Annotated in this window: 25 protein-coding genes; 17 read left to right on the top strand and 8 right to left on the bottom strand. The window is 37.2% G+C overall.

Annotated elements, in window-relative coordinates; all coding sequences use genetic code 11:
* Positions 1 to 57: 57 nt before the first annotated feature.
* From K332_RS0113555 to K332_RS0113535, 5 genes are all read left to right on the top strand, one after another.
* Entirely contained in the window at positions 58 to 1,062 is a 1,005-nt protein-coding gene (locus K332_RS0113555) for an ABC transporter permease (RefSeq protein WP_026907946.1), read from the top strand.
* Between the two features lie 48 nt (positions 1,063 to 1,110).
* Entirely contained in the window at positions 1,111 to 2,016 is a 906-nt protein-coding gene (nikC, locus tag K332_RS0113550; protein ID WP_425414459.1) for a nickel transporter permease, read from the top strand.
* 284 nt (positions 2,017 to 2,300) lie between these two features.
* Positions 2,301 to 2,888 carry a DUF6305 family protein gene (locus K332_RS0113545; protein ID WP_026907944.1) on the top strand — a complete coding sequence of 196 codons (588 nt, stop codon included), beginning with the start codon at positions 2,301 to 2,303 and terminating at the stop codon, positions 2,886 to 2,888.
* Positions 2,889 to 2,913: 25 nt separating this feature from the next.
* Positions 2,914 to 4,302 carry a sensor histidine kinase gene (locus K332_RS0113540; RefSeq protein WP_026907943.1) on the top strand — a complete coding sequence of 463 codons (1,389 nt, stop codon included), beginning with the start codon at positions 2,914 to 2,916 and terminating at the stop codon, positions 4,300 to 4,302.
* Positions 4,277 to 4,888, top strand: a complete 612-nt coding sequence (locus K332_RS0113535; protein WP_211237419.1) for a response regulator — start codon at positions 4,277 to 4,279, stop codon at positions 4,886 to 4,888. The genes K332_RS0113540 and K332_RS0113535 overlap by 26 nt, the downstream gene beginning before the upstream one ends.
* 142 nt (positions 4,889 to 5,030) lie before the next feature.
* Here the strand turns inward: K332_RS0113535 and K332_RS0113530 are convergent, their stop codons facing one another.
* A complete protein-coding gene (locus tag K332_RS0113530) occupies positions 5,031 to 5,588 on the bottom strand; it encodes a CDP-alcohol phosphatidyltransferase family protein (RefSeq protein WP_026907941.1) in 558 nt (185 codons plus the stop codon).
* A gap of 135 nt (positions 5,589 to 5,723) precedes the next feature.
* Between K332_RS0113530 and K332_RS0113525 the strand changes: the two genes are divergently transcribed.
* From K332_RS0113525 to spxA, 4 genes are all read left to right on the top strand, one after another.
* The gene (locus K332_RS0113525) at positions 5,724 to 6,266 is read left to right on the top strand and encodes a GrpB family protein (RefSeq protein ID WP_425414458.1); all 543 of its coding nucleotides are present in this window, start codon (positions 5,724 to 5,726) and stop codon (positions 6,264 to 6,266) included.
* Positions 6,259 to 7,350, top strand: coding sequence for a metallophosphoesterase (locus K332_RS0113520; protein WP_026907939.1), 1,092 nt, complete (start codon positions 6,259 to 6,261; stop codon positions 7,348 to 7,350). The genes K332_RS0113525 and K332_RS0113520 overlap by 8 nt, the downstream gene beginning before the upstream one ends.
* 75 nt (positions 7,351 to 7,425) lie before the next feature.
* Complete coding sequence (locus tag K332_RS0113515) at positions 7,426 to 7,830, top strand: hypothetical protein (RefSeq protein WP_026907938.1); 405 nt, start codon at positions 7,426 to 7,428, stop codon at positions 7,828 to 7,830.
* 311 nt (positions 7,831 to 8,141) lie between these two features.
* The gene (gene spxA, locus K332_RS0113510) at positions 8,142 to 8,537 is read left to right on the top strand and encodes a transcriptional regulator SpxA (RefSeq protein WP_026907937.1); all 396 of its coding nucleotides are present in this window, start codon (positions 8,142 to 8,144) and stop codon (positions 8,535 to 8,537) included.
* 62 nt (positions 8,538 to 8,599) lie between these two features.
* On the opposite strand, the gene guaC is transcribed toward spxA, so the two are convergent.
* On the bottom strand, positions 8,600 to 9,583 hold the full coding sequence (guaC, locus tag K332_RS0113505) for a GMP reductase (RefSeq protein WP_026907936.1): 984 nt from the start codon (positions 9,581 to 9,583) through the stop codon (positions 8,600 to 8,602).
* A 270-nt stretch (positions 9,584 to 9,853) separates the two neighbouring features.
* Between guaC and K332_RS0113495 the strand changes: the two genes are divergently transcribed.
* A complete protein-coding gene (locus K332_RS0113495) occupies positions 9,854 to 10,390 on the top strand; it encodes a D-glycero-alpha-D-manno-heptose-1,7-bisphosphate 7-phosphatase (RefSeq protein ID WP_026907935.1) in 537 nt (178 codons plus the stop codon).
* Positions 10,391 to 10,406: 16 nt separating this feature from the next.
* Here K332_RS0113495 and K332_RS0113490 read toward each other — a convergent pair whose 3' ends face one another.
* Complete coding sequence (locus K332_RS0113490) at positions 10,407 to 11,240, bottom strand: N-acetylmuramoyl-L-alanine amidase (protein WP_026907934.1); 834 nt, start codon at positions 11,238 to 11,240, stop codon at positions 10,407 to 10,409.
* Between the two features lie 464 nt (positions 11,241 to 11,704).
* Here K332_RS0113490 and K332_RS0113485 point away from each other — a divergent pair, with 464 nt between their 5' ends.
* The 5 genes from K332_RS0113485 to K332_RS0113465 all read left to right on the top strand — a co-directional run bounded on the left by K332_RS0113485 (position 11,705) and on the right by K332_RS0113465 (position 14,745).
* Entirely contained in the window at positions 11,705 to 12,271 is a 567-nt protein-coding gene (locus K332_RS0113485; RefSeq protein WP_026907933.1) for a DJ-1/PfpI family protein, read from the top strand.
* A 121-nt stretch (positions 12,272 to 12,392) separates the two neighbouring features.
* Positions 12,393 to 12,809, top strand: a complete 417-nt coding sequence (locus tag K332_RS0113480) for a VOC family protein (protein WP_026907932.1) — start codon at positions 12,393 to 12,395, stop codon at positions 12,807 to 12,809.
* 60 nt (positions 12,810 to 12,869) lie between these two features.
* The gene (locus tag K332_RS0113475) at positions 12,870 to 13,445 is read left to right on the top strand and encodes a GNAT family N-acetyltransferase (RefSeq protein ID WP_026907931.1); all 576 of its coding nucleotides are present in this window, start codon (positions 12,870 to 12,872) and stop codon (positions 13,443 to 13,445) included.
* Positions 13,446 to 13,521: 76 nt separating this feature from the next.
* The gene (locus tag K332_RS0113470) at positions 13,522 to 14,442 is read left to right on the top strand and encodes a fumarylacetoacetate hydrolase family protein (protein ID WP_026907930.1); all 921 of its coding nucleotides are present in this window, start codon (positions 13,522 to 13,524) and stop codon (positions 14,440 to 14,442) included.
* Positions 14,443 to 14,541: 99 nt separating this feature from the next.
* Positions 14,542 to 14,745, top strand: coding sequence for a CDGSH iron-sulfur domain-containing protein (locus K332_RS0113465; RefSeq protein WP_026907929.1), 204 nt, complete (start codon positions 14,542 to 14,544; stop codon positions 14,743 to 14,745).
* A gap of 40 nt (positions 14,746 to 14,785) precedes the next feature.
* Here K332_RS0113465 and K332_RS0113460 read toward each other — a convergent pair whose 3' ends face one another.
* Positions 14,786 to 15,925, bottom strand: a complete 1,140-nt coding sequence (locus tag K332_RS0113460; protein WP_026907928.1) for a hypothetical protein — start codon at positions 15,923 to 15,925, stop codon at positions 14,786 to 14,788.
* Complete coding sequence (locus tag K332_RS0113455) at positions 15,918 to 16,511, bottom strand: sigma-70 family RNA polymerase sigma factor (RefSeq protein ID WP_026907927.1); 594 nt, start codon at positions 16,509 to 16,511, stop codon at positions 15,918 to 15,920. Before K332_RS0113455 ends, K332_RS0113460 begins: the two co-directional genes overlap by 8 nt.
* Positions 16,512 to 16,709: 198 nt before the next feature.
* Between K332_RS0113455 and K332_RS0113450 the strand changes: the two genes are divergently transcribed.
* Both K332_RS0113450 and K332_RS24225 read left to right on the top strand, forming a co-directional pair.
* Complete coding sequence (locus tag K332_RS0113450) at positions 16,710 to 18,401, top strand: FAD-binding dehydrogenase (RefSeq protein ID WP_026907926.1); 1,692 nt, start codon at positions 16,710 to 16,712, stop codon at positions 18,399 to 18,401.
* An 81-nt stretch (positions 18,402 to 18,482) separates the two neighbouring features.
* On the top strand, positions 18,483 to 18,626 hold the full coding sequence (locus K332_RS24225; RefSeq protein ID WP_169727365.1) for a hypothetical protein: 144 nt from the start codon (positions 18,483 to 18,485) through the stop codon (positions 18,624 to 18,626).
* 129 nt (positions 18,627 to 18,755) lie between these two features.
* On the opposite strand, the gene K332_RS0113440 is transcribed toward K332_RS24225, so the two are convergent.
* Genes K332_RS0113440 through K332_RS0113430 form a run of 3 tightly spaced genes read right to left on the bottom strand, consistent with a single transcriptional unit; the run spans position 18,756 to position 20,894 of the window.
* Entirely contained in the window at positions 18,756 to 19,481 is a 726-nt protein-coding gene (locus K332_RS0113440) for a P-II family nitrogen regulator (protein WP_026907925.1), read from the bottom strand.
* On the bottom strand, positions 19,435 to 20,205 hold the full coding sequence (locus K332_RS0113435; protein ID WP_026907924.1) for a DUF1538 domain-containing protein: 771 nt from the start codon (positions 20,203 to 20,205) through the stop codon (positions 19,435 to 19,437). The genes K332_RS0113440 and K332_RS0113435 overlap by 47 nt, the downstream gene beginning before the upstream one ends.
* Entirely contained in the window at positions 20,202 to 20,894 is a 693-nt protein-coding gene (locus tag K332_RS0113430; protein ID WP_026907923.1) for a DUF1538 domain-containing protein, read from the bottom strand. The genes K332_RS0113435 and K332_RS0113430 overlap by 4 nt, the downstream gene beginning before the upstream one ends.
* Positions 20,895 to 21,149 lie beyond the last annotated feature (255 nt).

The raw sequence follows: 21,149 nt of genomic DNA, 5'->3' as shown, positions 1-21,149 counted from the left end.
GAGGATTTCTCTTATGAGACACCTCTTTATTCCTAAGAAAAACGGAGGAAAGAAGCAATGATAAAATACATTTCTCGCAGATTACTCATGCTAATCCCCGTACTTATAGGTGTCTCCATTCTTGCATTTTCCCTTATTCATTTAGTTCCTGGGGATCCAGCTAGAAGTATATTAGGCGAAAAGGCAACACAGAGTCAATTGGAAGCACTTCAAGAAGAGCTAGGGTTAAATGATCCGTATTATGTTCAATATGGTAGGTTTTTAGGTGATATTCTAAAGGGGAATTTAGGGGAATCTATCCAGTCAAAGGAAAGTATTGGAGTGGAATTACTTCATAAACTACCAGCCACTATAGAACTGGCTGTTTTCGCAATGATTGTGGCTATCATTGTTGGTGTAATTGCTGGTGTAATTGCAGCAGTAAAGCAGTATTCATGGTTTGATAATATGAGCATGACAGCTGCGTTGTTTGGTGTTTCTATGCCAATATTTTGGCTTGGTCTCATGATGATTTGGTTATTTTCTGTTACCTTTGACATTTTGCCTCCAAGCGGCCGGTTGTCGACAGGAGTGGAGTTGCACACCATCACTAATTTTTACTTATTAGATAGTATCTTAACAGGAAATTGGCTAGCGTTTAAAGATTCGTTTTCACACCTTCTCATGCCCGGTTTAGCATTAGCAACAATTCCGATGGCAATTATTGCCCGTATGACTAGATCTAGTATGCTGGAGGTTATGCGTCAGGATTATATCCGTACAGCTAATGCGAAGGGATTGAAGAAGACGCTAATAGTCTTTCAACATGCATTAAAAAATGCCTCATTACCTGTATTAACAGTGATTGGTTTACAATTTGGTTTGTTACTCGGTGGTGCAGTTTTGACCGAGACAATCTTCTCATGGCCTGGAATTGGTCGGTATGTCTATTTAGCGGTTCTTGGGCGGGATTATCCGGTGGTTCAGAGTACTATATTGATTATCGCAATTATCTTTGTGTTAGTTAATCTGATTACAGATATTTTATATAAATACTTAGATCCTAGAATTAAGTTTGAATAGACAGGGTATTTCTCTTTTGTAGAAGACATTAGAAAGGAAGTGCTAGCATTGTCGCTACAACCAATACCGAATCCAGAAATTAAATCAAAGGAAATAGCAGAACAACAAAAATCAAAAAGCCTTGGTATAGAGGCATTATTGCGATTGTTAAAAAGTAAAACGTCTATTATTGGGCTAATAATTATTACTATCTTGATTGTAACGGCTATTCTAGCGCCATTCATCGCTACCCATGATCCAACAACACAAAGTATTCCTGATCGTTATCAAGCACCATCAGGGGAACATTGGCTTGGAACAGATGAGTTAGGGCGTGACATTTTTAGTAGAATTGTCTATGGGACACAGATATCTATTCGAATTGGCTTAATTGCCGTTGGTATTTCAATGATTGTTGGAGTGATACTTGGAGCGGTAGCGGGTTATTTTGGTAGATGGGTCGATCAAATCATTATGCGGGTTATTGATATTATGATGGCGTTTCCTAGTATTCTATTGGCCATCGCTTTGGTAGCGGTTCTTGGACCAAGTTTAACGAACGCGATGATCGCTGTTGGTATTGTAGGAGTACCACAGTTTGCAAGAATTGTTCGTTCGGCAGTACTCTCTGTTAAGGAAACGGAATATGTTGAAGCTGCACGAGCGATTGGTGGGAAGCACGGTAGGATTTTATTTCGGCATGTGCTACCAAATAGTATGGCTCCAATTATTGTTCAAACAACGCTTGGAATTGGGACAGCAATATTAGATGCTGCTGGTCTGAGTTTCCTTGGCTTAGGGGCACAACCACCCACTCCCGAGTGGGGTGCAATGTTAAGTGATGGGCGTGCTGCACTCCAAAATGCACCTTGGGTAGTTGCTTTTCCGGGTTTAGCGATTTTTCTATTTGTATTAGGATTTAACCTATTCGGGGATGGACTACGTGATGCTTTAGACCCGAAATTAAAAGAATAGTGAGATTTTTGACAATTTAAATGGTATGATAAAGGATAAAGCTATGGCTTTATCCTTTTTTAATGGATGAGAAAGTATAAAAATATGGCTTTGTTAAGTTCTTGTGTAGGAACAGCCACGTCCAGCTCCAGCACCCAGAGACTAGCGGACTTCCCTCACCTCCGTACGATAAGTCAACATCGACTCCCTACGGTCGTCGTGTTTCCTTTATCTCCTACGGCTCAGTCCAGTCCGTACGTCTCTAAACGGGCGCTTGCGCTTTTGTTCATGGGAGGGTTTTACAAGTGAAGCGATTTCTTCCGGCGTTAGTTTGCTTATGTGTAGCTATTATACTGCCCTTTCTGTTAGTTTCCTCCTCTAGTGGGAAAATTAGTACATATCCTAATTTACCTGCTCCGATTGCTAAAGAGAAAATATTAATCACTTCAGCAGGACAGGCAGTAGAAAGCACTGTGCTTAAATCTATTGCTGATCAGTTAAACCTAGAGTCGGATTATCGACCAAGGGCACTAGCAGCGGACCTATATGATTATAAAAGCGTAGTAATTGTCGTAGGGTTTAGTAAAAATGGTCTCTCACAAACCATACGAAGTATTAAGGAAGAAAATGGTAGGTCGAAGGAATTGATTATGGAGGCAGAGGCGAACGCCATCCCTGTTATCTTAGTAGATATCACTGGGGTCCTGCGTGAGGATGCAATAACCCATTCGTTACTTGAAACTATAATTCCACACATCACGTATTACATCGGTTTGAAAAACTCCAATTATAACCATGATGTACGTGGATTATTAAAAGAAAATCATATTCCAACAACCCTCGTAAATCATATAAATGACATAGAAGTTCCATTTAATTCGGCATATCGCTAAGGATAAATTGAAAATAGGTGGTCATATGAAAAAGAATGACAATCATACCTCCATCATGATAGGAATTATTCTCGTTATCATAGGAATCCTACTTCCAACAATTGTAGAGGGATGGTCAACCTACATGATAGAGAATTTGGAAGGCAGTACGCTATTAATGGATAGCGGGAAACTAGTCATTATTTCTATTCTTTACGTAATGAAGTATTGTATCATTTTCTTTTTTATCCTTTTTGGTGGAATTCTTATTATTTATGGCAATTTCAGTAGAAATGGAAATCTACTTTGGCAATTTTTATATGCAATGTTGATGCTTTTAATATTTTTTATATATAACTATCTTCACAAAGAAGGCTTCTCTTATATCAGTCATTTACTAACCTTAGCGTTTTTGTTATTTGTTCAGCATTTCATTCCTAGACGAAAAAATTTTTATATTATTTATTCCATACTATTAACTTTTATCCTTCTTGCCGTGGCGTGGATGCAATTAATTCCATGGCTATCCAAATTTGGAATAGGGACGGACGATATCGCAACTAGTATTAAAATTATTGATCAATATTTGAACGATAATTATTTGTTAAATACATTAGCAAGCCTATTTTTTATTTTGTTTTTAATTATTTCAGTCATTTTAACATTTCTCGTGTATTTACTAAATAAGCGGATTATAGCAATGGAGAAGATACAGGAAAATGAGATGGAACTGAAAGCCACAAGAATGGCATTAGTAGAATCAAAGGTTCATGAAGAAATAAACTCATTAGTTCATGATTTAAAGACACCATTATCAACATTGGAAGGACTTTCTTCTTTAATTAAATTACGACTCAAAGGCAGAGGGGAATCTTCCATTAAAGAATATCTTGACCGAATGGGAAGCGCTATTCAAAAAATGAATGATATGATATCCGAAATTTTATATGAAAATATTAAACAACCAATTTCAATAAAGGAACTATTGGAATATGTAACTAGCCACTTGATTTTGTCTGAAAAGAATATAGAGATTATTGTAAAACTAGAAGATTACTTACCTCTCATCTGTGTAAATAAAATACGATTTTCTCGAGCGATTTCCAATATATTAGAGAATGCGATCTCTTCCATTGGGGAAAGTGAAGGGACTATCCGTGTAAGTGTCAGAAGGTTAAATCATCAAGTAGTATTTGAAATAATGGATAATGGGCGTGGAATTGAAACCTCTCATATTCATTCTATATGGGAGGAGGGATTTAGTACCAGGAATTCTTCTGGAATTGGCTTGTCCTTTGTTAAATCAGTTGTTGAAAATCACCATGGTACGATTCGGGTTAGTAGTGTACCAGGTAGTCATACACAAATGAACATTACACTTCCAATTCATGAAGAGGGTGGTGAAACTTATGAGTATAACGATCTTAGTCGTTGATGACAATGAAAGTATCCGTTTTACATTGAAAGAAATCTGTCAGTATGCAGAATGGAATGTGTTAGAAGCAGGAAATGGAAAGGACGCGGTTACATTATTTGAAAAAATGAATCCAGACCTTGTTCTTATGGACTATCACTTACCTAATGGGGACGGCATTACAACAACGAAAGACATACGTAAACACAATGAACATGTACCAATTATTGTATTAACGGTTGATGAGAGACAGGAGGTAGCGGATTCCTTCATGAAGGCTGGAGCAACAGATTTTGCACTAAAGCCTATAAAAGCACCGGATTTGATATCTAGAATTCGTTTGAATTTAAAGGTTAGTAAGCTTACGGAGGAGCATAGTAGTGCATTTGTGGATAAAGGGATAAAACAAGATACATTAATGTCTATAAAAAATCACCTACTCTATCAGGAGGAAGCAATAACTATCGATGAAATTAAGGAATCACTGCCAATTGCTTATCAAACCGTACATCGGTACTTAAATTATTTGGAAGGTAAGGGAGAAGTGGAGGTCGTCTCACAATATGGCAAGAAGGGAAGGCCGAAGAATCGATATCGATTGATTTAACCGGTATATAAGGTTGCTTTCAAGAAAATTACGAGTAGGCAGATTGAAAAGTCAAATAGTAAATGCACTTTTAAAAAAATCACCACCTAAATGTCATACGGGTGGTGATTTTCTTTAATTAAACCTCTCTTGATTCTCTCTTTTATGCTTTTCGATAAAGCTTTAAAAATTCAGGAATATACATTATAAATGATAGTCCCAAGAACCCACCGGTTATCAGCATTAAGATAGTAGCAAAGTGGGTACTAATTTCCGGAAAGCCAATTAGTATAAAGGTGGCTGCGTAAAACACTGCCGTGGAAACCTTACCAAACCACATGGCCCCATCTAGTTTTCTACCCTTTTTAAGTAGAATAAGTCCATTGATTCCCATAAATAGTTCCTTAATAACTAGTAGTACGACAAGTATCCACATATATTCATATCGAAACATTAAACATCCAACAATTGCCGCCTGTGTTAGTTTATCCGCAACTGGATCAACCGTTTTTCCGAGTTCTGTAATCTGATTAAATTTACGAGCAATAAGTCCATCCAACATATCTGTCAGCCCAGAAAAAAGAATGATTATTGCTGCCACATAATAGTCCTCTGTGCTATCAGCAGTTAAGTAAATATAAACGAAGACAGGTATTAATAGTAATCTTATGTAGGATAAGATATTTGGTATTGAAAATACTTCCTTTGATGTAAACTTCATGAATTATTTCCCCCTAAATGCACTACTAACATTGTAATATTTATGGGTAATATTGGGAAGTAGAAGCTCTAAAAGAGAGAATTTCAATTGTAATACTAGAAATTAATGATAAAATTTTGGTAGAAGATTATGAAAATGGGAGAGAATATGAGAAAGATTACCGTTACACCTTATAACAATGGATGGAGTAGGCAATTTCAAATAGAAGCATTAAAACTAAATGAAATCTTTAAATCTGAAATACTAGAAATATATCATATCGGAAGTACTTCTGTACCAGGACTCTCGGCAAAACCAATTATTGACATTATGCCAGTAGTTCATGAGATTACTAGAATGGATAAATATAATGAGAAAATGATAAGCATAGGCTATACACCTAAAGGGGAGAATGGAATCAAAGGACGCAGGTATTTCCAAAAAGGTGGCGATAACAGGACACATCATGTACATATCTATGAAAAAGGATGCAAAGAAATAGAACGTCATTTAGCATTTAGGGATTACTTACGAGTAAACCCAGAAGATGCTAAACGGTATGGTGATTTAAAAGAGAAGTTAGCAATGATGTATCCATTTGATGTAGATTCCTATATTACTGGAAAGAATCGTTTAGCTTTAGAAATAGAAAAGAAGGCACTACGTTGGTATGAAAATGGGGGCAATCTACATGATTGAGGTTCAAAGATTAACACTCGAAAAATCAAAACGGATAATTATTATATCGGACATACATGGAAATCTTCCTCTTTTTAAAAGACTATTAGAAAAAGTGAACCATACGAATCAGGATTACCTTTTCATCAATGGGGATCTTTGTGAAAAGGGTCCTAGTAGTCTGGACGTAGTTGCTTATGTTCGAAAGTTAGCATCTACCAATGAAAATGTATTTATTACAAAAGGTAATTGTGATGTGGTACACCGTTACGTGTTTGATGGAAATGAAGGTATTCTAGCCTACATGGAGAATAGGAACTATTCTATTTTAAATGAGATGATGGCTCAACATGATAAAACCATTAAAGATTTCACAAGTTTAAAGGAACTAGCAAACTTTTATCGTGAAAATTTTCGAAGTGAGATTGATTGGTTAGAATCACTTCCTGTTGCATATGAGATGGAGGAACATATTATCATTCATGCTGGAATTAATAACCAAGTAGATTGGTATGAAACGGAAGAAACTACAGCACTCTATGCGCAGTCTTTTTGGGAAAAGGGACATCAATCAGAGAAAACGGTGATAGTGGGTCATTGGCCGGTAGTAAATTACCGTTCCCACCAGGTTAGTTCACATAACCCGTTGATTGATCTGGAAAAGCGAATTATTTCAATCGATGGTGGTAACCAAATTAAAAGAGATGGTCAGCTCAATGCTTTAATTATCGAGAATGGCGATTATTCTTCTGTTTATGTGGATACTCCGAAAATGGAAGTAAAGATTGTAAAAGAGCACTTGAATAACCCAAACAGAATTGGAACGGTTACATATCCTAATTATGAAATGAAAATAATTGAGCGTGATAAGTATTTTACACGATGTGAAAATGTCAATCTAGGAATAACCCAGTGGATTAAAAATGAGTATTTAGTTGAACAAGAGGGTAAGTATTTTTGTAAAGATGACGTTAGCGTGACGTTTTTAACTGTCCATATCGGTGAGTATGTGAAAATAGTAGATGATAATTGTGAGGGTTATGTTCTAATAAAGAAAGTTAGTGGTGAGGTAGGATGGATTCCTCAAGAATGTATTGGAAAATAGAACTTTCATACTATTTAAAGTTCCGCCACCTTTGGTAAACTTACTGTATAAGGTATTGAGACAAGGAGTGCTGGAATGGAGTTCTTAGGAAACAAAAAGAAATACAAGGCTATGATTATATATGGATCCATTATTGCTTTTATAGCCTTTTTTATTGGAATTACTACTCAAGGTGACGAATTTCAATTTCTTAATGCTTTTTTGTTTGCAATAGGTGGTGGGGCTGCAGGTGGTTTTGTTGGGGTACCACTATTTCTTCTAATGGCTCCCATTAAGAAAGTAGTCATAACGGATGAGGAAATTCAATTAATAGAAGGAAAGAAACCTAAAACAATTAAGTTGGGTGATATACAAGCTGTGAAACGTATGAATAATGGAATTGGTATTCGACATAGCAAAGGGAGAATAGTCATAAGTGGTATGCATGGATATAACTTAGAGGCTATCTACCAGCAGTTAAAATCAAAAATAAGTGCATAAATCTACCAGCATTATGGGCATACTTTCCAATGTAGTTGTATTTTACATAATTATATTCAATTTATCACTAAAAACCCATGGCGAACACAGGTTTCTAGTGGTATAATTAACTATATATAGTTAATTAGTAAGGAAAATGAGGTTGACACTGCTGTCTACCTGTACTAAAATTATATTGAATTCAAGATATTTAATATAAACTATCATGTTTTGATTATGGGAATACATGAGTCTTTCAGGTGATTGAACCATTGGAAACAGAACACGGGATAAGTTGTCAAATCTCTTCTAGAGAGAAAGGAAGTAATTACATGGTAACACTTTACGTTACACCAAGTTGTACATCCTGCAGAAAGGCAAAAGCCTGGTTTCAAGAAAACAACATACCATACAAGGAGCGTAATATCTTTTCGGAACCGTTGTCATTTGACGAAATTAAAGGGATATTGCGTTTAACAGAAGATGGTACAGAAGAAATTATTTCGGAGCGTTCTAAGGTTTTCAAAGAAATTGATGTGGACATCGAACAGCTTCCGATGAAGGAATTGTATCAATTAATCCAGGAAAATCCAGGGTTATTAAGAAGACCGATTATCATCGATGAAAAGCGTCTACAAGTAGGCTATAACGAGGATGAAATTCGTCGCTTCTTACCAAGGTCGGTTCGCACGTTCCAATTACACCAACTTCAAAAAATGGTTGATTAGTATTTAAAAAGGTGAGCGCTACTCGTGCTCACCTTTTTCTTATATTGTATTTTCTAAAGTGTTTAATATACTTTATCGCCATTGAAGATAGAGTTTTTGACTACTACATAATCAACATTTCGAATAGCCTCTAACTTGTTTCCACCAGCATAAGAAATAGAGGATTGAAGGTCTTGTTGCATTTCAACTAACGTATCTTTTAAAGAACCTTTATGTTCGACAAGCATTTTCTTTCCTTCGACATTCTTCTTCTCACCTTTTTGGTATTCTGAAGCAGAACCAAAGTATTCCTTATACAGTTTTCCATCTCTTTCGACTGTTTCACCAGGAGATTCTTCATGGCCGGCGAATAATGAGCCAATCATCACCATGGATGCGCCGAAACGTACGGATTTAGCTATGTCACCGTGTGTGCGAATGCCACCATCTGCAATAATTGGTTTGCTTGCTGCTTTTGCACACCAACGAAGTGCTGCTAATTGCCAGCCACCTGTTCCGAATCCAGTCTTAATTTTTGTAATACAAACTTTACCAGGTCCAATACCAACTTTAGTAGCATCAGCACCAGCATTTTCTAATTCGCGAACAGCTTCTGGCGTACCAACGTTTCCAGCAATTACGAAGCTATCTGGTAAGTGCTTTTTAATATGTTGAATCATTTCAATTACTGCGTTGGAATGACCGTGAGCGATATCAATCGTTATATATTCTGGAGTTAAATTTTCATTTGCTAGTTCTTCAACAAAAAGATATTCTTCATCTTTAACACCGACGCTAATTGAAGCATACAGTCCACGCTCTTGCATATCCTTAATAAAGTCCACGCGCTTTTCAGGCTGGAAGCGGTGCATTACATAGAAATAACCATTTTCTGCTAATTGTAAAGCAATATTTTCATCTATAATAGTTTGCATGTTTGCAGGTACGACAGGTAATTTAAAATTTCGTCCACCAAATGTTACGGATGTATCACATTCCGAACGGCTTTGTACAACACATTTTGCGGGAATTAATTGAATATCTTCATAATCGAATACGTTTTCCATCATTTTACACCCCTAAATACGAATGTTTTATTTAATGCGAATTTAAATCGTTCGCCATTAGCTAATTTACTATATATTCGTAAGTATGTCAAATTCCATAGTTAGGTTTACTAATTTGTCTGATTTAGATAGTTGATTTATTGCTTTTTCCATTTGAAGTACGCCCATTGTTTTATCTCTTACGATGGAATATTGGTCTTTTAAATTATAGATATAACGGTGATAATATATTGGGTATACTAGCAAGTAGAATAAATAGAAGGTGATAGGTTGGAAGTTGGAATATTTTTAGATCGTGATGGTGTGATTAATGAAGTACTCACTCGCCGTGTGAAGTTTGTTAATAAACCGAGTGATTTCTACTTATTAAATGGAGTTGGAGAAGCAATTAAGAAGTTGAATGAAGCGAGTTATAAGGTGTTTGTTGTAACCAATCAGGGCGGTATTGGTTTAGGTTATATGAGAGAAACAGCGCTAGAAAGTGTTCATCAAAAAATGATGGATGATTTAGCTGAATTTGGTGCGCACATTGATGATATTTCTTATTGTCCGCATAAACCACATGAGGGTTGTGTTTGTCGTAAACCGAGGCCTCAGATGCTATTAAATCTGGCTGAGAAACATCATATTGATTTAGAGAATAGTTATATGGTTGGGGACCGTGACCCAGATATTGAAGCGGGTAAAAAAGCCGGGACGAAGACGGTATTAGTTGGCAATCGGGAAAAAACGATTAGTGAATCAGATCTGAAGTTTAAGGATTTGCTTGAATTTGTGGAATGGTTAATAGAGGGTGGCTCTCAATAAGAGCCACCCTTTATGTTTATTCGCTAGCAACCACAGGTTCGAGAGTCGTAATACCTTGTTCTGTGACGATGTAAGCATCGGGAATACCGGCATTTTTAACCTGTTGCAAGCGTTGCTCAGCACTTTCACGACTAGAGAATGCTCCTGCTTGCACACGATACCAGGTTATACCTGATATGATTACTGTGCCGATAAATGAATCAATGCCTTTGCTACTTAGGTAGGTGACGCGATCCTCTGCGTTAGTTCTTGAAGTAAAGGAACCAGCAATAATCTTGTAAAGCGTGTCACCACCGCTTTGTTTCGGAGGTAGATTAAATGCTTTTGCTATTCCATTTGCGTGTCCTTGTGCTACAGCTTGCCTCCATGACGATTGTTTCATCAAATTTGCATCGGACGCATTATCAATGAATCCATTTTCGGTAAGCATTGCAGGCATATTGGATTCTCGTAATACATGGAAATTATCCTTTTTCTTTCCTCGATTATTTAGTTGGTTTAACGTTGTAATTTCTGTATGAAGAGTATTTCGGTATCTTGCAGTCAAAGATGAATCAGATATATTACTGTGAATATAATCCTCGTATCCTCGTGCCGACCCATTAAAAGCGTTGCAATGGATGGATAAAAAGTAGTCAGCTCCCCAGGCGTTTGCTTCGTCGGTTCGCTGTTTGAGGCTTTTTGTAATGTCGCTTGTACGGCTCATTCGAACCTCTACATTATCGTAACTATTGATAAGTGTACTTTGAATACGCAATGCAATATCTAAGGTGATATTTTTTTCTAACAACCCATTTCCACTAGCTCCGTTATCCGTACCACCATGACCAGGATCTAAAAATAGTTTCATTCAAATCTCCTCCTAAATTTTTGGTAGAAAGCATTTGTGAAACTTCTGAGGTGGGAAAAAGCTATTTGTCGACAAGTTGAATGTGGAAACTTTTAAGATGTATTTTGATAGCTACTTGAGAATAGTAGGGCTTGTCCCATATCAAGACCTCCTTTGCTTTTTGGTTAGTGGAACTATTCGATGAAAGAATCACGTTATCCTTTTTAATTTTGAAAAATGAGGTAATGTTCTTAAGTGGAATTTAGGGAAAAGGTAGAAAGTAATGTGAATATCTAGAGAACTACATAGAAGGATTCAGTACTATTTTCATAGGGTTTTTCATTTGAGTTGATAGAGTTTAAATGTCAAATAAAGACGAACTTTGTTAAAGATTTGTTAATTTGACGGATAGGAAGGAATAGTATTCCAATTTATAGAATATAGTATTTATGCTTTGAAATTTTGAAAATTAGGGAGGAATTATCATGTCCAAAAAAGTATTAATTCTTGCTGGAGATGCAGTTGAGGCATTAGAAATCTATTATCCATATTTTCGATGCTTAGAAGAAGGATTTGAAACCACCATTGCTGCCTCATCACCAAAGAAACTACATACTGTTGTTCATGATTTCATCGGTTGGGAGACGTACACGGAGAAGGAAGGTTATTTGATTAAGGCCAATGCAAGCTTTGCTGAGATTAAACCGGAAGAATATGATGGATTAATTATCCCTGGAGGGCGAGCACCGGAGCATATGCGTTTGAATGAGCATGTTCCTGGTATTGTAAGTCATTTCTTTGAAGCGGATAAACCGATAGCTGCAGTATGTCATGCAGCACAAGTACTTACAACTGTTCGCGAACATATGAAGGGAAGAGAGGTAACGGCCTATATCGCTTGTAAGCCGGAAGTAGAGGCATTAGGTTCCACTTATGTGAGCGAGCCCAACCACGTTGATCGAAACCTCATCTCGGGTCATGCTTGGCCAGATTTGCCCGGTTTGATGAAAGAGTTTGTTAAGCAGGTCAATGGAGTCGGAGTGGAAGCATAATAGATTGGCTAATTGCCTAGCTTTCCTAAAACTGGAATAACTTAGTTGAGATTGGTTATCCTCTTATTGTGTGAAAGGTTGGCAAGAAGTAAAATGATAAAAATGAAATAGAGGTGCTAATATGATACAAGATATTAATCCTTATCTAGTAACGAATGGAAATGGACAAGAGGCAGTTGATTTTTATAAAGATGCATTCGGGGCAGAGGTGCTAAGCTTCCAAACATTTGGTGAGAATCCGATGGAAGGACATCCACTTCCAGAAGAAGCAAAAAATCTTGTCCTACATGCCCATTTGAAAATCGGGAATTCGATATTAATGATATCGGATAATTTTCCTGGAAACCCTTATCAGGTAGGGGATCATTTATCAATTGCCATTATGATAAAGGGTGCGGAGAATACAAGAGAAATATTCTCCAAGTTGGAAGTAGGCGGAGAGGTCCCAATGGAGTTACAAGAGACTTTCTGGAGCCCGCTTTATGGACAGGTACAAGATAAATACGGTGTTTTATGGCAAGTATCCACAACAGAATAGTATCAACAGGTATGGGGCTTGATTCTATCTCAAGTTCCTTACTTTTTTGGAGGAAAACATATGAGAACCATTAATTTCATTTCTGACATTCCAACCCTGGAAACAGACCATTATGTCCTTAAAGGTATGACGATTGGTGACTCACCTCAACTCCTATCATTTATGTCACATAAGGAGACGATGAAATTCATTACCCCAAATCCAGTTCAGTCCATAGATGAGATGAGGGAAACCATTTCAAGGTACTTAACAGAATTCATGGAACAAAAGGGAATTCCTTGGGTTATTATTCACAGGGAAAGTGGGGAGGTCATCGGACAATTTCGTCTTCATAAACTAAACCTATGGCATAGAAAAGTAGAAATGGGAGCAATCATTAAAGATGACTTTCAAAGAAAAGGCGTAATGACAGAGATTCTTCAAGTTATACTGCCATATGTCTTTGATTCTCTAGAACTTAATCGTCTAGTTGGTGACATATTTGCGGAAAATGAAGGGTCCAGAAAATTGTTGGAAAAGTTCGGATTTCAAAAAGAAGGCGTATTAAGAGATACCGATTTTGATGGAGAGAGATTTCATGATACGGTAATTTATTCGATGCTAAGGGCGGAATATAATGAAAACGCACCTCACTAACAAGTGAACTAATTTACATAATTATTAGAAAATCATATAATTAGTCGTATAGAATGAACGAGTGGAGGTGCAAGAAATGAAGCTAGTTAGTTATCGAATGAAAGATAAAGAAGGCACGCAGCGAGTTGGAGTTATCATAAATGAAAGTGTAGTAGATTTACAAGAAGCATATCGCATTCACAATCAAGAGTGGGAAGAAGAGTTAGATAGAATACTTCCTGCAGATCCGACAGCCTTTTTCAAGATAGGTAAACCAGTGCTAGAGAAGGCGAAAGAAGTTTATACCTATTTGGCGGAAAATAAGCTAGCTAACGTTCAACGTATGTCTCGAGATGAAGTCATTTTAGGCACCCCTATTCCGGAACCTTCCAAAATCATTTGTGTAGGAAGAAATTATGTGGAGCATGCACAAGAAATGAAAAGTGATATTCCAGAATATCCTGTTCTATTTGCTAAGTTTGCAAATGCACTAATTGGCCCTGAGGATGCCATTGAAAAAACACCACTTACTGAAAAGCTTGATTATGAGGTCGAGCTTACCGTCGTCATTGGTAAAGAAGCATCTCAAGTTAAAAAAGAAGAAGCATTGGATTATATTGCTGGATATACGATTGGAAATGACATTTCAGCACGTGACTTACAGAAAAGAACACCGCAATGGCTGCAAGGGAAATCAGTTGATAAGAGTACACCTGTGGGACCATGGGTTGTAACTGCTGATGAGATTTCAGACCCTGGTAAGCTTGATGTTCGTTGTTATGTTAATGGAGAACTACGTCAGTCTTCTAATACGGAAAAGTTTATTTTTGATGTACCGTTTTTGGTGGAGTTTATTTCAAACTTAATAACCTTAAAACCGGGTGACATCATCATGACGGGAACACCAAATGGCGTGGCATTTGGTATGGAATCTCCTATATTCCTTCGCGATGGTGATGTAGTAGCTTTAGAAATTGAAAATATTGGCCGTATGGAAAACCGCGTAAGGAACAGTTGATAAATCATATTCTGATATAAAGCTGCGTAAGATAGTACTAAGTTTTTGTACGTAATCCATTATCTCACATGAAAAAGATCGTAGTGTAGGAGGGGTTTCATGGGCGAAAAGGTTGTAATCAAAGTAAATGATAATGGCTCCTATCGTATTACTGGTGATGTAGAACTTGTTGATGCGGCAGGTAATCTATTTGAAACGAAAAAGAGCTTTTCCTTATGTCGCTGTGGCCATTCAGAAAACAAACCATTCTGTGACGGGACACACCGTAAAATAGGCTTTGAAAGTGCACCTCGTGCGAAATAATAAAGTCCGTAATCCTATATACAGGGTTACGGACTTTATATTATTGAATAGGTAACCAAGATACCTTCCAGACATTTAACTCTTTATCTTTAAGGAGTCTAAATCCAATATCGTGGTCCGTGGTGAAACGAATAAGTACTTCATTCTCTGTTAGATAAATCTCATCAAATGTATTAATTTCTAGCATTTCATTATAAATTTCATCGGCTTGTCGGTTAGATTGATTTGCATCTGCCATAAATGTTTCCTTATCAGGTACAAAGTGATTTTCTTTATTGAAGTATAAGGCATAGGTTACTTCTAAATCACCCTGAAGGTCGGCGTAATGGTATAATTTAAAGACTTCAAAAGGAACTAATCCTTGTAAAACTTTATCATTCAGTGTATTCCTATATTCTTCGTAAACGGTAAGCAGTTCCTCTGATAATTCAATTGTTTCCTTATACGTATTGGTTGCCTCCCCAGGTATACTCCCATCACTTCCTAAGGTTAAATATATACTTGAACCATTTGGAGAGTAGTGGTACTCGATGATATCTACTTGGAATGTTAAATCAGAAACCATGCCCTGTTCTATATTAAGGGTACTTCTAGCTAATTCTTCATCAGAAAAATAAATAGGAATTTCCTTATCGATATCAGCTTCAGCAATTGGAATCCTATTCCAGGTTTCTTCATTTGGATGAAACATTAATGATTGTTCATCTGTAAGAAGCCCAGTAAGAAGGTCTCCTTTAAATGTAATAATCTTTTCATCTCCGTTTTGTTGAACATCAAGAACTGGTAGAATCATTTCATCCTGAACGGTATTGGGATTAAAGATATTTAATCCTGAGCTTTCTTCAGTGGCTAAATCATTTTTCGTTGAATCCGAATTCTCCATGTCAAAAGTAGCGTTTTCCTGAACACCAATTTCATGCGCTGTTTTAGCATCTGAACCAGCGGAATCATTACTGCTCGTAAAGAAATTGGGTGATTGGTTAATCGTTATCACTAGTAAAAGTATAGCTAAAGCTACCACAGCCCCAGTTAGTGCCTTTGGATAGAGTTGGAATACCTTGCGTTTCTCCTGATTTTGTAACTTCTCAATTTTGCCACGGACAGCTTGCTTATCTTTATTCGTAAAAGTGGTAGGGATTTGATTAAACTCACTTTGTAAATTTTTAATTTCCTTATCCACGGTATACACCACCTTTTTCAGAGGATAAGCATTCCTTTAATTTTTGCCTGCCACGAGTAAGCCTCGTGCGGACGGTTGCTTCATTCATATCCAGAATCTTGCTTATCTCCCCAGTGGATAGCTCTTTAAAATAAAACAGAATAATTATTTCCCGATACTTGATTGGTAGATCCATTACAGTACGGAATAGTTCACTGGAATGGTCTCTCTGAAGTGCTTGTTCTTCTGGAGTTATTTCTTCCTTTTTCATAGTATGGGAAGATGTAATAAGCTTCTCGCGTAATCGCTTGTTTCTAGCATGCCAACTTCTGAGATAGTCTTTGCACTTATTAATCGCAATCGAGTAAATCCAGCTTTTTAAGGATGAATTACCCTTGAAAGTATTTAATTTTTGATAAATCGTTACAAACACTTCCTGTGTGACATCGTCTGTATCTGCGGAGTTTTTGACATAAGCAAAAACTAGTCGTTTAATTTCATCTCCATACATATCCATAATGGTTTCTATGGCAAGGGCCGGGTTGGACTGCAGTTCCTTTATGCCCTCTTTGTCATATGTCGGATGGAAAGTATCTTGAGTGGCCACTCTAATTTCCCCCTAACTTTCTAACTCATCTATTAGACGTGATGATTTTTATTGAAGTTTCATGTTGGAGTTATTTTTTATATGTAGTCTATCATAAGGATTGTTTAAAGTAACTATGTTTAAAATTTTCTGATTTAAAATACATTTCATTACTATTATACTAAGAGTAAGGTTAATTAAAGATAAGGGGGTAAATAAATGGGACATGATGTGATAGTTGTGGGGGCAGGATTAGCTGGATTAGTAGCAACGAAGGAACTTGCCGATGCAGGTAAAAAGGTATTATTAGTTGATCAGGAACCAGAGGCGTCACTAGGGGGACAAGCTTGGTGGTCATTTGGTGGACTGTTCCTTGTCGACTCTCCTGAACAACGGCGGATGGGTATTAAGGATTCGAAGGAATTAGCATGGCAGGATTGGCTAGGTACTGCTGGTTTTGACCGTGAGGATGATGAAGATTATTGGGGGAGACAATGGGCAGAGGCTTATGTTGATTTTGCTGCAGGAGAAAAACGCGAATGGTTAAGGCGTTTAGGGGTACGTTTTTTTCCAGTGGTCGGTTGGGCGGAGCGAGGTGGCTATTTAGCGGAAGGACATGGCAATTCCGTGCCCCGCTTTCATATTGTATGGGGAACAGGCCCAGGGATTGTTAAACCATTTGAAAGTAAGGTTCGAGAATATAGGAAAACTGGTGTTGTTGATTACCGTCCTAGACACCGTGTGGATAAGTTGCTTCAAGAAAATGGAAGAGTGGTTGGTATACAAGGGTCAAAACTTGAGCCGAGTTATGTTAAAAGAGGTGAAGAAAGTTCTCGCCATGTTGTTGGTGACTTTGAATTTCGTGCAGAGTCGGTCATTGTTACCAGTGGGGGAATTGGAGCTAATTTCGATTTAATAAGGGAGAACTGGCCAAGTCGATTAGGTAATTCTCCTAAAGAAATGATAGCAGGAGTTCCTGCACATGTTGATGGACGAATGCTAGGTATTACGGAACAGGCTGGTGGAAAAGTAGTTAACCGAGATCGAATGTGGCATTATACAGAAGGAATTAAAAACTGGAATCCGATTTGGCCTTCACATGGAATTCGCATCCTTCCTGGTCCATCATCCATTTGGCTAGATGCACGCGGCGAGCGTTTCTCTGCACCAAATTTTCCGGGATTTGATACGTTAGGGACCTTGGATGCCATCATGAAAACAGGTTATGATTACTCCTGGTTTATTTTAACAGAGAAAATGATTGAAAAAGAGTTTGCCTTGTCTGGATCGGAACAAAACCCGGATTTAACGGAAAAAAGTATTCGTAAACTTCTATCAAGAGTATTACCGGGTCCACCTGCACCTGTGAAAGCGTTTATGGATAAAGGTGAGGATTTTATTGTTGCAGATAATATAAATGACCTAGTTAGCGGAATGAATAAATTAACTGGTGATAATTTGTTAGACGTTAAGGGAATTGAAAGGCAAATTGCTGCAAGAGACCGTGAAATGGATAATACATTTACAAAGGACCTTCAGATTACAGCACTTAGAGGCGCAAGAAATTACAGGGGAGATAAACTAATTCGAGTAGCTTCCCCTCATAAAATACTGGATCCCAAAAATGGCCCACTTATTGCGGTTCGATTAAATATTTTAAGCAGGAAGACACTAGGTGGGCTACAAACGGATTTATCCGCGAGAGTTTTAGACGACAATGGAAAACCAATTCCCGGCTTGTATGCAGCTGGCGAGGTAGCTGGATTTGGCGGTGGAGGTGTTCACGGATATCGGGCTTTGGAAGGCACTTTCCTTGGTGGCTGTTTGTTTAGTGGAAGAATTGCAGGTAGAAGCGTAGCGGAAGCACTCGGTAAAGGAATGGTTACGGGAACATCAATGGTAACTAGTTAACTATAGAATAGGTTGCTCTATAATATTTTGGGTATAACTTTACCATTCACTCAAAAACTATCGACAAGGAGGCGAAAACTATTGGTTAATAAAGAGAAGGAATTCAATAATATGTTTAAAGAAAACAAAAACAACGGGGAACATCGGAACGGCAGAAAAAGCCAATTTAAAAATAGTTCCACAAACGGTGAAAAGTTAAATGAGTACCTAGATAGTAAGGATTAATTAGAAAAACTTACATTCGTTCGCATTTTAATGAATGTGGTAGTTTCTCTAATATCGGTAGAAAGTTTTTATACTTTCTTAACTAACAAAAAGGCATTCGCCGTGAGCGAATGCCTTTATTGTTTACTACTAATTATTATTCATCTTTTCACTAACCATACTATTAAGTAAGTGATTAATACCAACTGTTTTTTCAACCTCTAACACAAAGGCAATACCCTTTCCGGGAATATTTAATTCAGCGTCCTTATTAATAGCGTCAAGAACAGCTTCTGTTTTATCTCTTGTAATAAGTGTCAGTACAACTTCTTTTTCGGGTTCAATTAAGATATTAAATAATTTTGCTTGTTCGTGAATTCCAGTTCCTCGACCATTGATAATGGTCCCACCTTCAGCACCTGCACTTTTTGAAGCGTCAACCACTTTTTCTGAGTCACCTTTATTCACGATGGTAATTATTAAATCGTAAAGAACTTTTTCCTCATTCATGGTGATTGATGCCTCCTCACTATCATCATCTACGTCTATTCCGAGCATATGGCAAATTCCAGTAACATGTTTCGTATTCAATACAAAAGCTATACCTTGCTTGTGTTTTGTTAATTTTGCTGTGGTAATGATAGTATCAAGTACCTTAGGATAGATGTCATTTGTCACTAAGGTTAAGATAATTTCCCGTTCTCGTTCAACTGGGATGCCCATGAAACGCATCTTTTCATCAGCCCTGAAACCATTTCCTAGGAGAGTTGTTCCGCCGCCAGCACCAGCTTTTTTCGAAGCTTGAACGACTCGTTTAGCCATTTCCTTTTTAACGATCGTGATGATGAGCTTTTGTTGAAGCTTGGTCCCCTGCATTTTGTTTTCTCTCCTTCCTACCAAATAAAATTCCAAGTGTAAGCACACTTAAAATCGGTGCAAGTGCAACTAGTGCAACCATACCAAATCCATCAAGAAGAGGATCCCTTCCTTCTGTAACAGATGCAACCCCGACAAATAAAGCTAAAAGAAAGGTTGCGGTCATTGGACCGGTTGCTACACCACCGGAATCAAAGGCTATTGAAGTAAATGTTTTGGAAGAAAATTTAACCATGATTAGTGCTATTATATAACCAGGCAAGATAAAATACCATAGGGAAATACCTAAAAATATACGGATAAAGGCAATGACAATAGCTATTCCTACACCTATGGATAAGGTATATAAAAGAATTTTCCCTGGGATATACCCTCCGGACACTTTTTCTACTTGATTAATAAGTACGCTAACTGCGGGCTCTGCATAAATAACGAAGAATCCAATAATAAACCCAATTGGTAGCAGAATCCACTTATTAGATAAGACACCTAGTTTTTGTCCCATTAATTCTCCAACGGGAAGAAATCCGATATGTACGCCTTGTAAGAATATGGAAAGACCTAAAAAGGAAAGGAGAAATCCTATTCCAATATCAATTAAACGCTTCTTAGGTAATTTTAAAAAGATTAACTGAAAGAACATAAATAGTGCGGCTAATGGTGCCAAGGCACTAAAAACTTCTACCATTACACTGCCTAGACCTTCAAAAATATGTAGGTTCATCCATAAATCACCCCTAACAATAAAACCGAAATAACAGGGCCAATGGATGCCAGGGCAACTAAGCCAAAACCATCGCTTGTTGATGTTTTACCACGAATAACCGTAGCAACTCCAACGCCTAAGGCTAATATAAATGGAACGGTTAGTGGTCCAGTTGTTACACCACCAGAATCAAAGGAAATAGGAACAAAAGTAGGAGGTGTAAACGCAGCAAGAGTGAAAGCGATTGCATACCCGACAATTAATAAATAAACAATATTAACATTTAAGATAATGCGTAGCATAGCTAATCCAACGAAAATCCCAACCCCAAGAGCAACGGATAATATTAAAACAGATTGTGGTATTGCACCATCTGACACACTGTCAACTTGTGTACCGAGTACGCGTACATCAGGTTCTGCAATGGTAACAACAACCCCTAAAATAAATCCGAATAATACAATCATCCATACCTTTTTCGTTTTAGAAAGTGCAGATCCAATTAACTCTCCAACAGGCTGTAATCCAACATTAACACCTAATAAGAATAAAATAAGTCCAACACCAACCATTGCAGCGCCAATTAAAAATTGGATAAATACCTCCAATGGGAGCCAAATCAAGGTAAATTGTAAAATGGTAATAATGACTGTAATCGGTAGAATGGATAAAATAACTTCTTTTATTGTTTCTTTAATATTGTCCATATATGACCACCCTTCATTTGATGAAAAATATAAAGAAAAGAGTAAGAGTATTCAGATAGATATATTCATAACCTATCTGAGGATTACCGCACTAATGGGGGATAAAGAGAGATTAATAATTCATACAAATAAATTATAGCATTAATCATAATTTTTCTAAAATAATTGAGCGGATGAATAATTAGTATGGTAGGTTTGTGACAAGTCCTTACTTGAATAGATTATTGTCCCGGGATTCTCACCTTTAGCATAATA

The organism is Paucisalibacillus globulus DSM 18846 (genome assembly GCF_000482485.1).
Lineage (GTDB): Bacteria > Bacillota > Bacilli > Bacillales > Amphibacillaceae > Ornithinibacillus > Ornithinibacillus globulus.
The sequence above is the reverse complement of the archived record's forward strand: the minus strand, read 5'-3'. Positions and strand labels throughout refer to the sequence as shown.

What these genes read in the sequence shown, in the direction of transcription:
- K332_RS0113440 (WP_026907925.1), bottom strand. Translation starts at nt 19,481, where the DNA reads ATGCAGGGGACCAAGCTTCAACAAAAGCTCATCATCACGATCGTTAAA.
- K332_RS0113520 (WP_026907939.1), top strand. Translation starts at nt 6,259, where the DNA reads ATGATTGAGGTTCAAAGATTAACACTCGAAAAATCAAAACGGATAATT.
- K332_RS0113555 (WP_026907946.1), top strand. Translation starts at nt 58, where the DNA reads ATGATAAAATACATTTCTCGCAGATTACTCATGCTAATCCCCGTACTT.
- K332_RS0113540 (WP_026907943.1), top strand. Translation starts at nt 2,914, where the DNA reads ATGAAAAAGAATGACAATCATACCTCCATCATGATAGGAATTATTCTC.
- spxA (WP_026907937.1), top strand. Translation starts at nt 8,142, where the DNA reads ATGGTAACACTTTACGTTACACCAAGTTGTACATCCTGCAGAAAGGCA.
- K332_RS0113515 (WP_026907938.1), top strand. Translation starts at nt 7,426, where the DNA reads ATGGAGTTCTTAGGAAACAAAAAGAAATACAAGGCTATGATTATATAT.
- guaC (WP_026907936.1), bottom strand. Translation starts at nt 9,583, where the DNA reads ATGGAAAACGTATTCGATTATGAAGATATTCAATTAATTCCCGCAAAA.
- K332_RS0113470 (WP_026907930.1), top strand. Translation starts at nt 13,522, where the DNA reads ATGAAGCTAGTTAGTTATCGAATGAAAGATAAAGAAGGCACGCAGCGA.
- K332_RS0113490 (WP_026907934.1), bottom strand. Translation starts at nt 11,240, where the DNA reads ATGAAACTATTTTTAGATCCTGGTCATGGTGGTACGGATAACGGAGCT.
- K332_RS0113485 (WP_026907933.1), top strand. Translation starts at nt 11,705, where the DNA reads ATGTCCAAAAAAGTATTAATTCTTGCTGGAGATGCAGTTGAGGCATTA.
- K332_RS0113465 (WP_026907929.1), top strand. Translation starts at nt 14,542, where the DNA reads ATGGGCGAAAAGGTTGTAATCAAAGTAAATGATAATGGCTCCTATCGT.
- K332_RS0113535 (WP_211237419.1), top strand. Translation starts at nt 4,277, where the DNA reads ATGAGTATAACGATCTTAGTCGTTGATGACAATGAAAGTATCCGTTTT.
- K332_RS0113530 (WP_026907941.1), bottom strand. Translation starts at nt 5,588, where the DNA reads ATGAAGTTTACATCAAAGGAAGTATTTTCAATACCAAATATCTTATCC.
- K332_RS0113450 (WP_026907926.1), top strand. Translation starts at nt 16,710, where the DNA reads ATGGGACATGATGTGATAGTTGTGGGGGCAGGATTAGCTGGATTAGTA.
- K332_RS0113475 (WP_026907931.1), top strand. Translation starts at nt 12,870, where the DNA reads ATGAGAACCATTAATTTCATTTCTGACATTCCAACCCTGGAAACAGAC.
- K332_RS0113430 (WP_026907923.1), bottom strand. Translation starts at nt 20,894, where the DNA reads ATGGACAATATTAAAGAAACAATAAAAGAAGTTATTTTATCCATTCTA.
- K332_RS0113435 (WP_026907924.1), bottom strand. Translation starts at nt 20,205, where the DNA reads ATGAACCTACATATTTTTGAAGGTCTAGGCAGTGTAATGGTAGAAGTT.
- K332_RS0113480 (WP_026907932.1), top strand. Translation starts at nt 12,393, where the DNA reads ATGATACAAGATATTAATCCTTATCTAGTAACGAATGGAAATGGACAA.
- K332_RS0113525 (WP_425414458.1), top strand. Translation starts at nt 5,724, where the DNA reads ATGGGAGAGAATATGAGAAAGATTACCGTTACACCTTATAACAATGGA.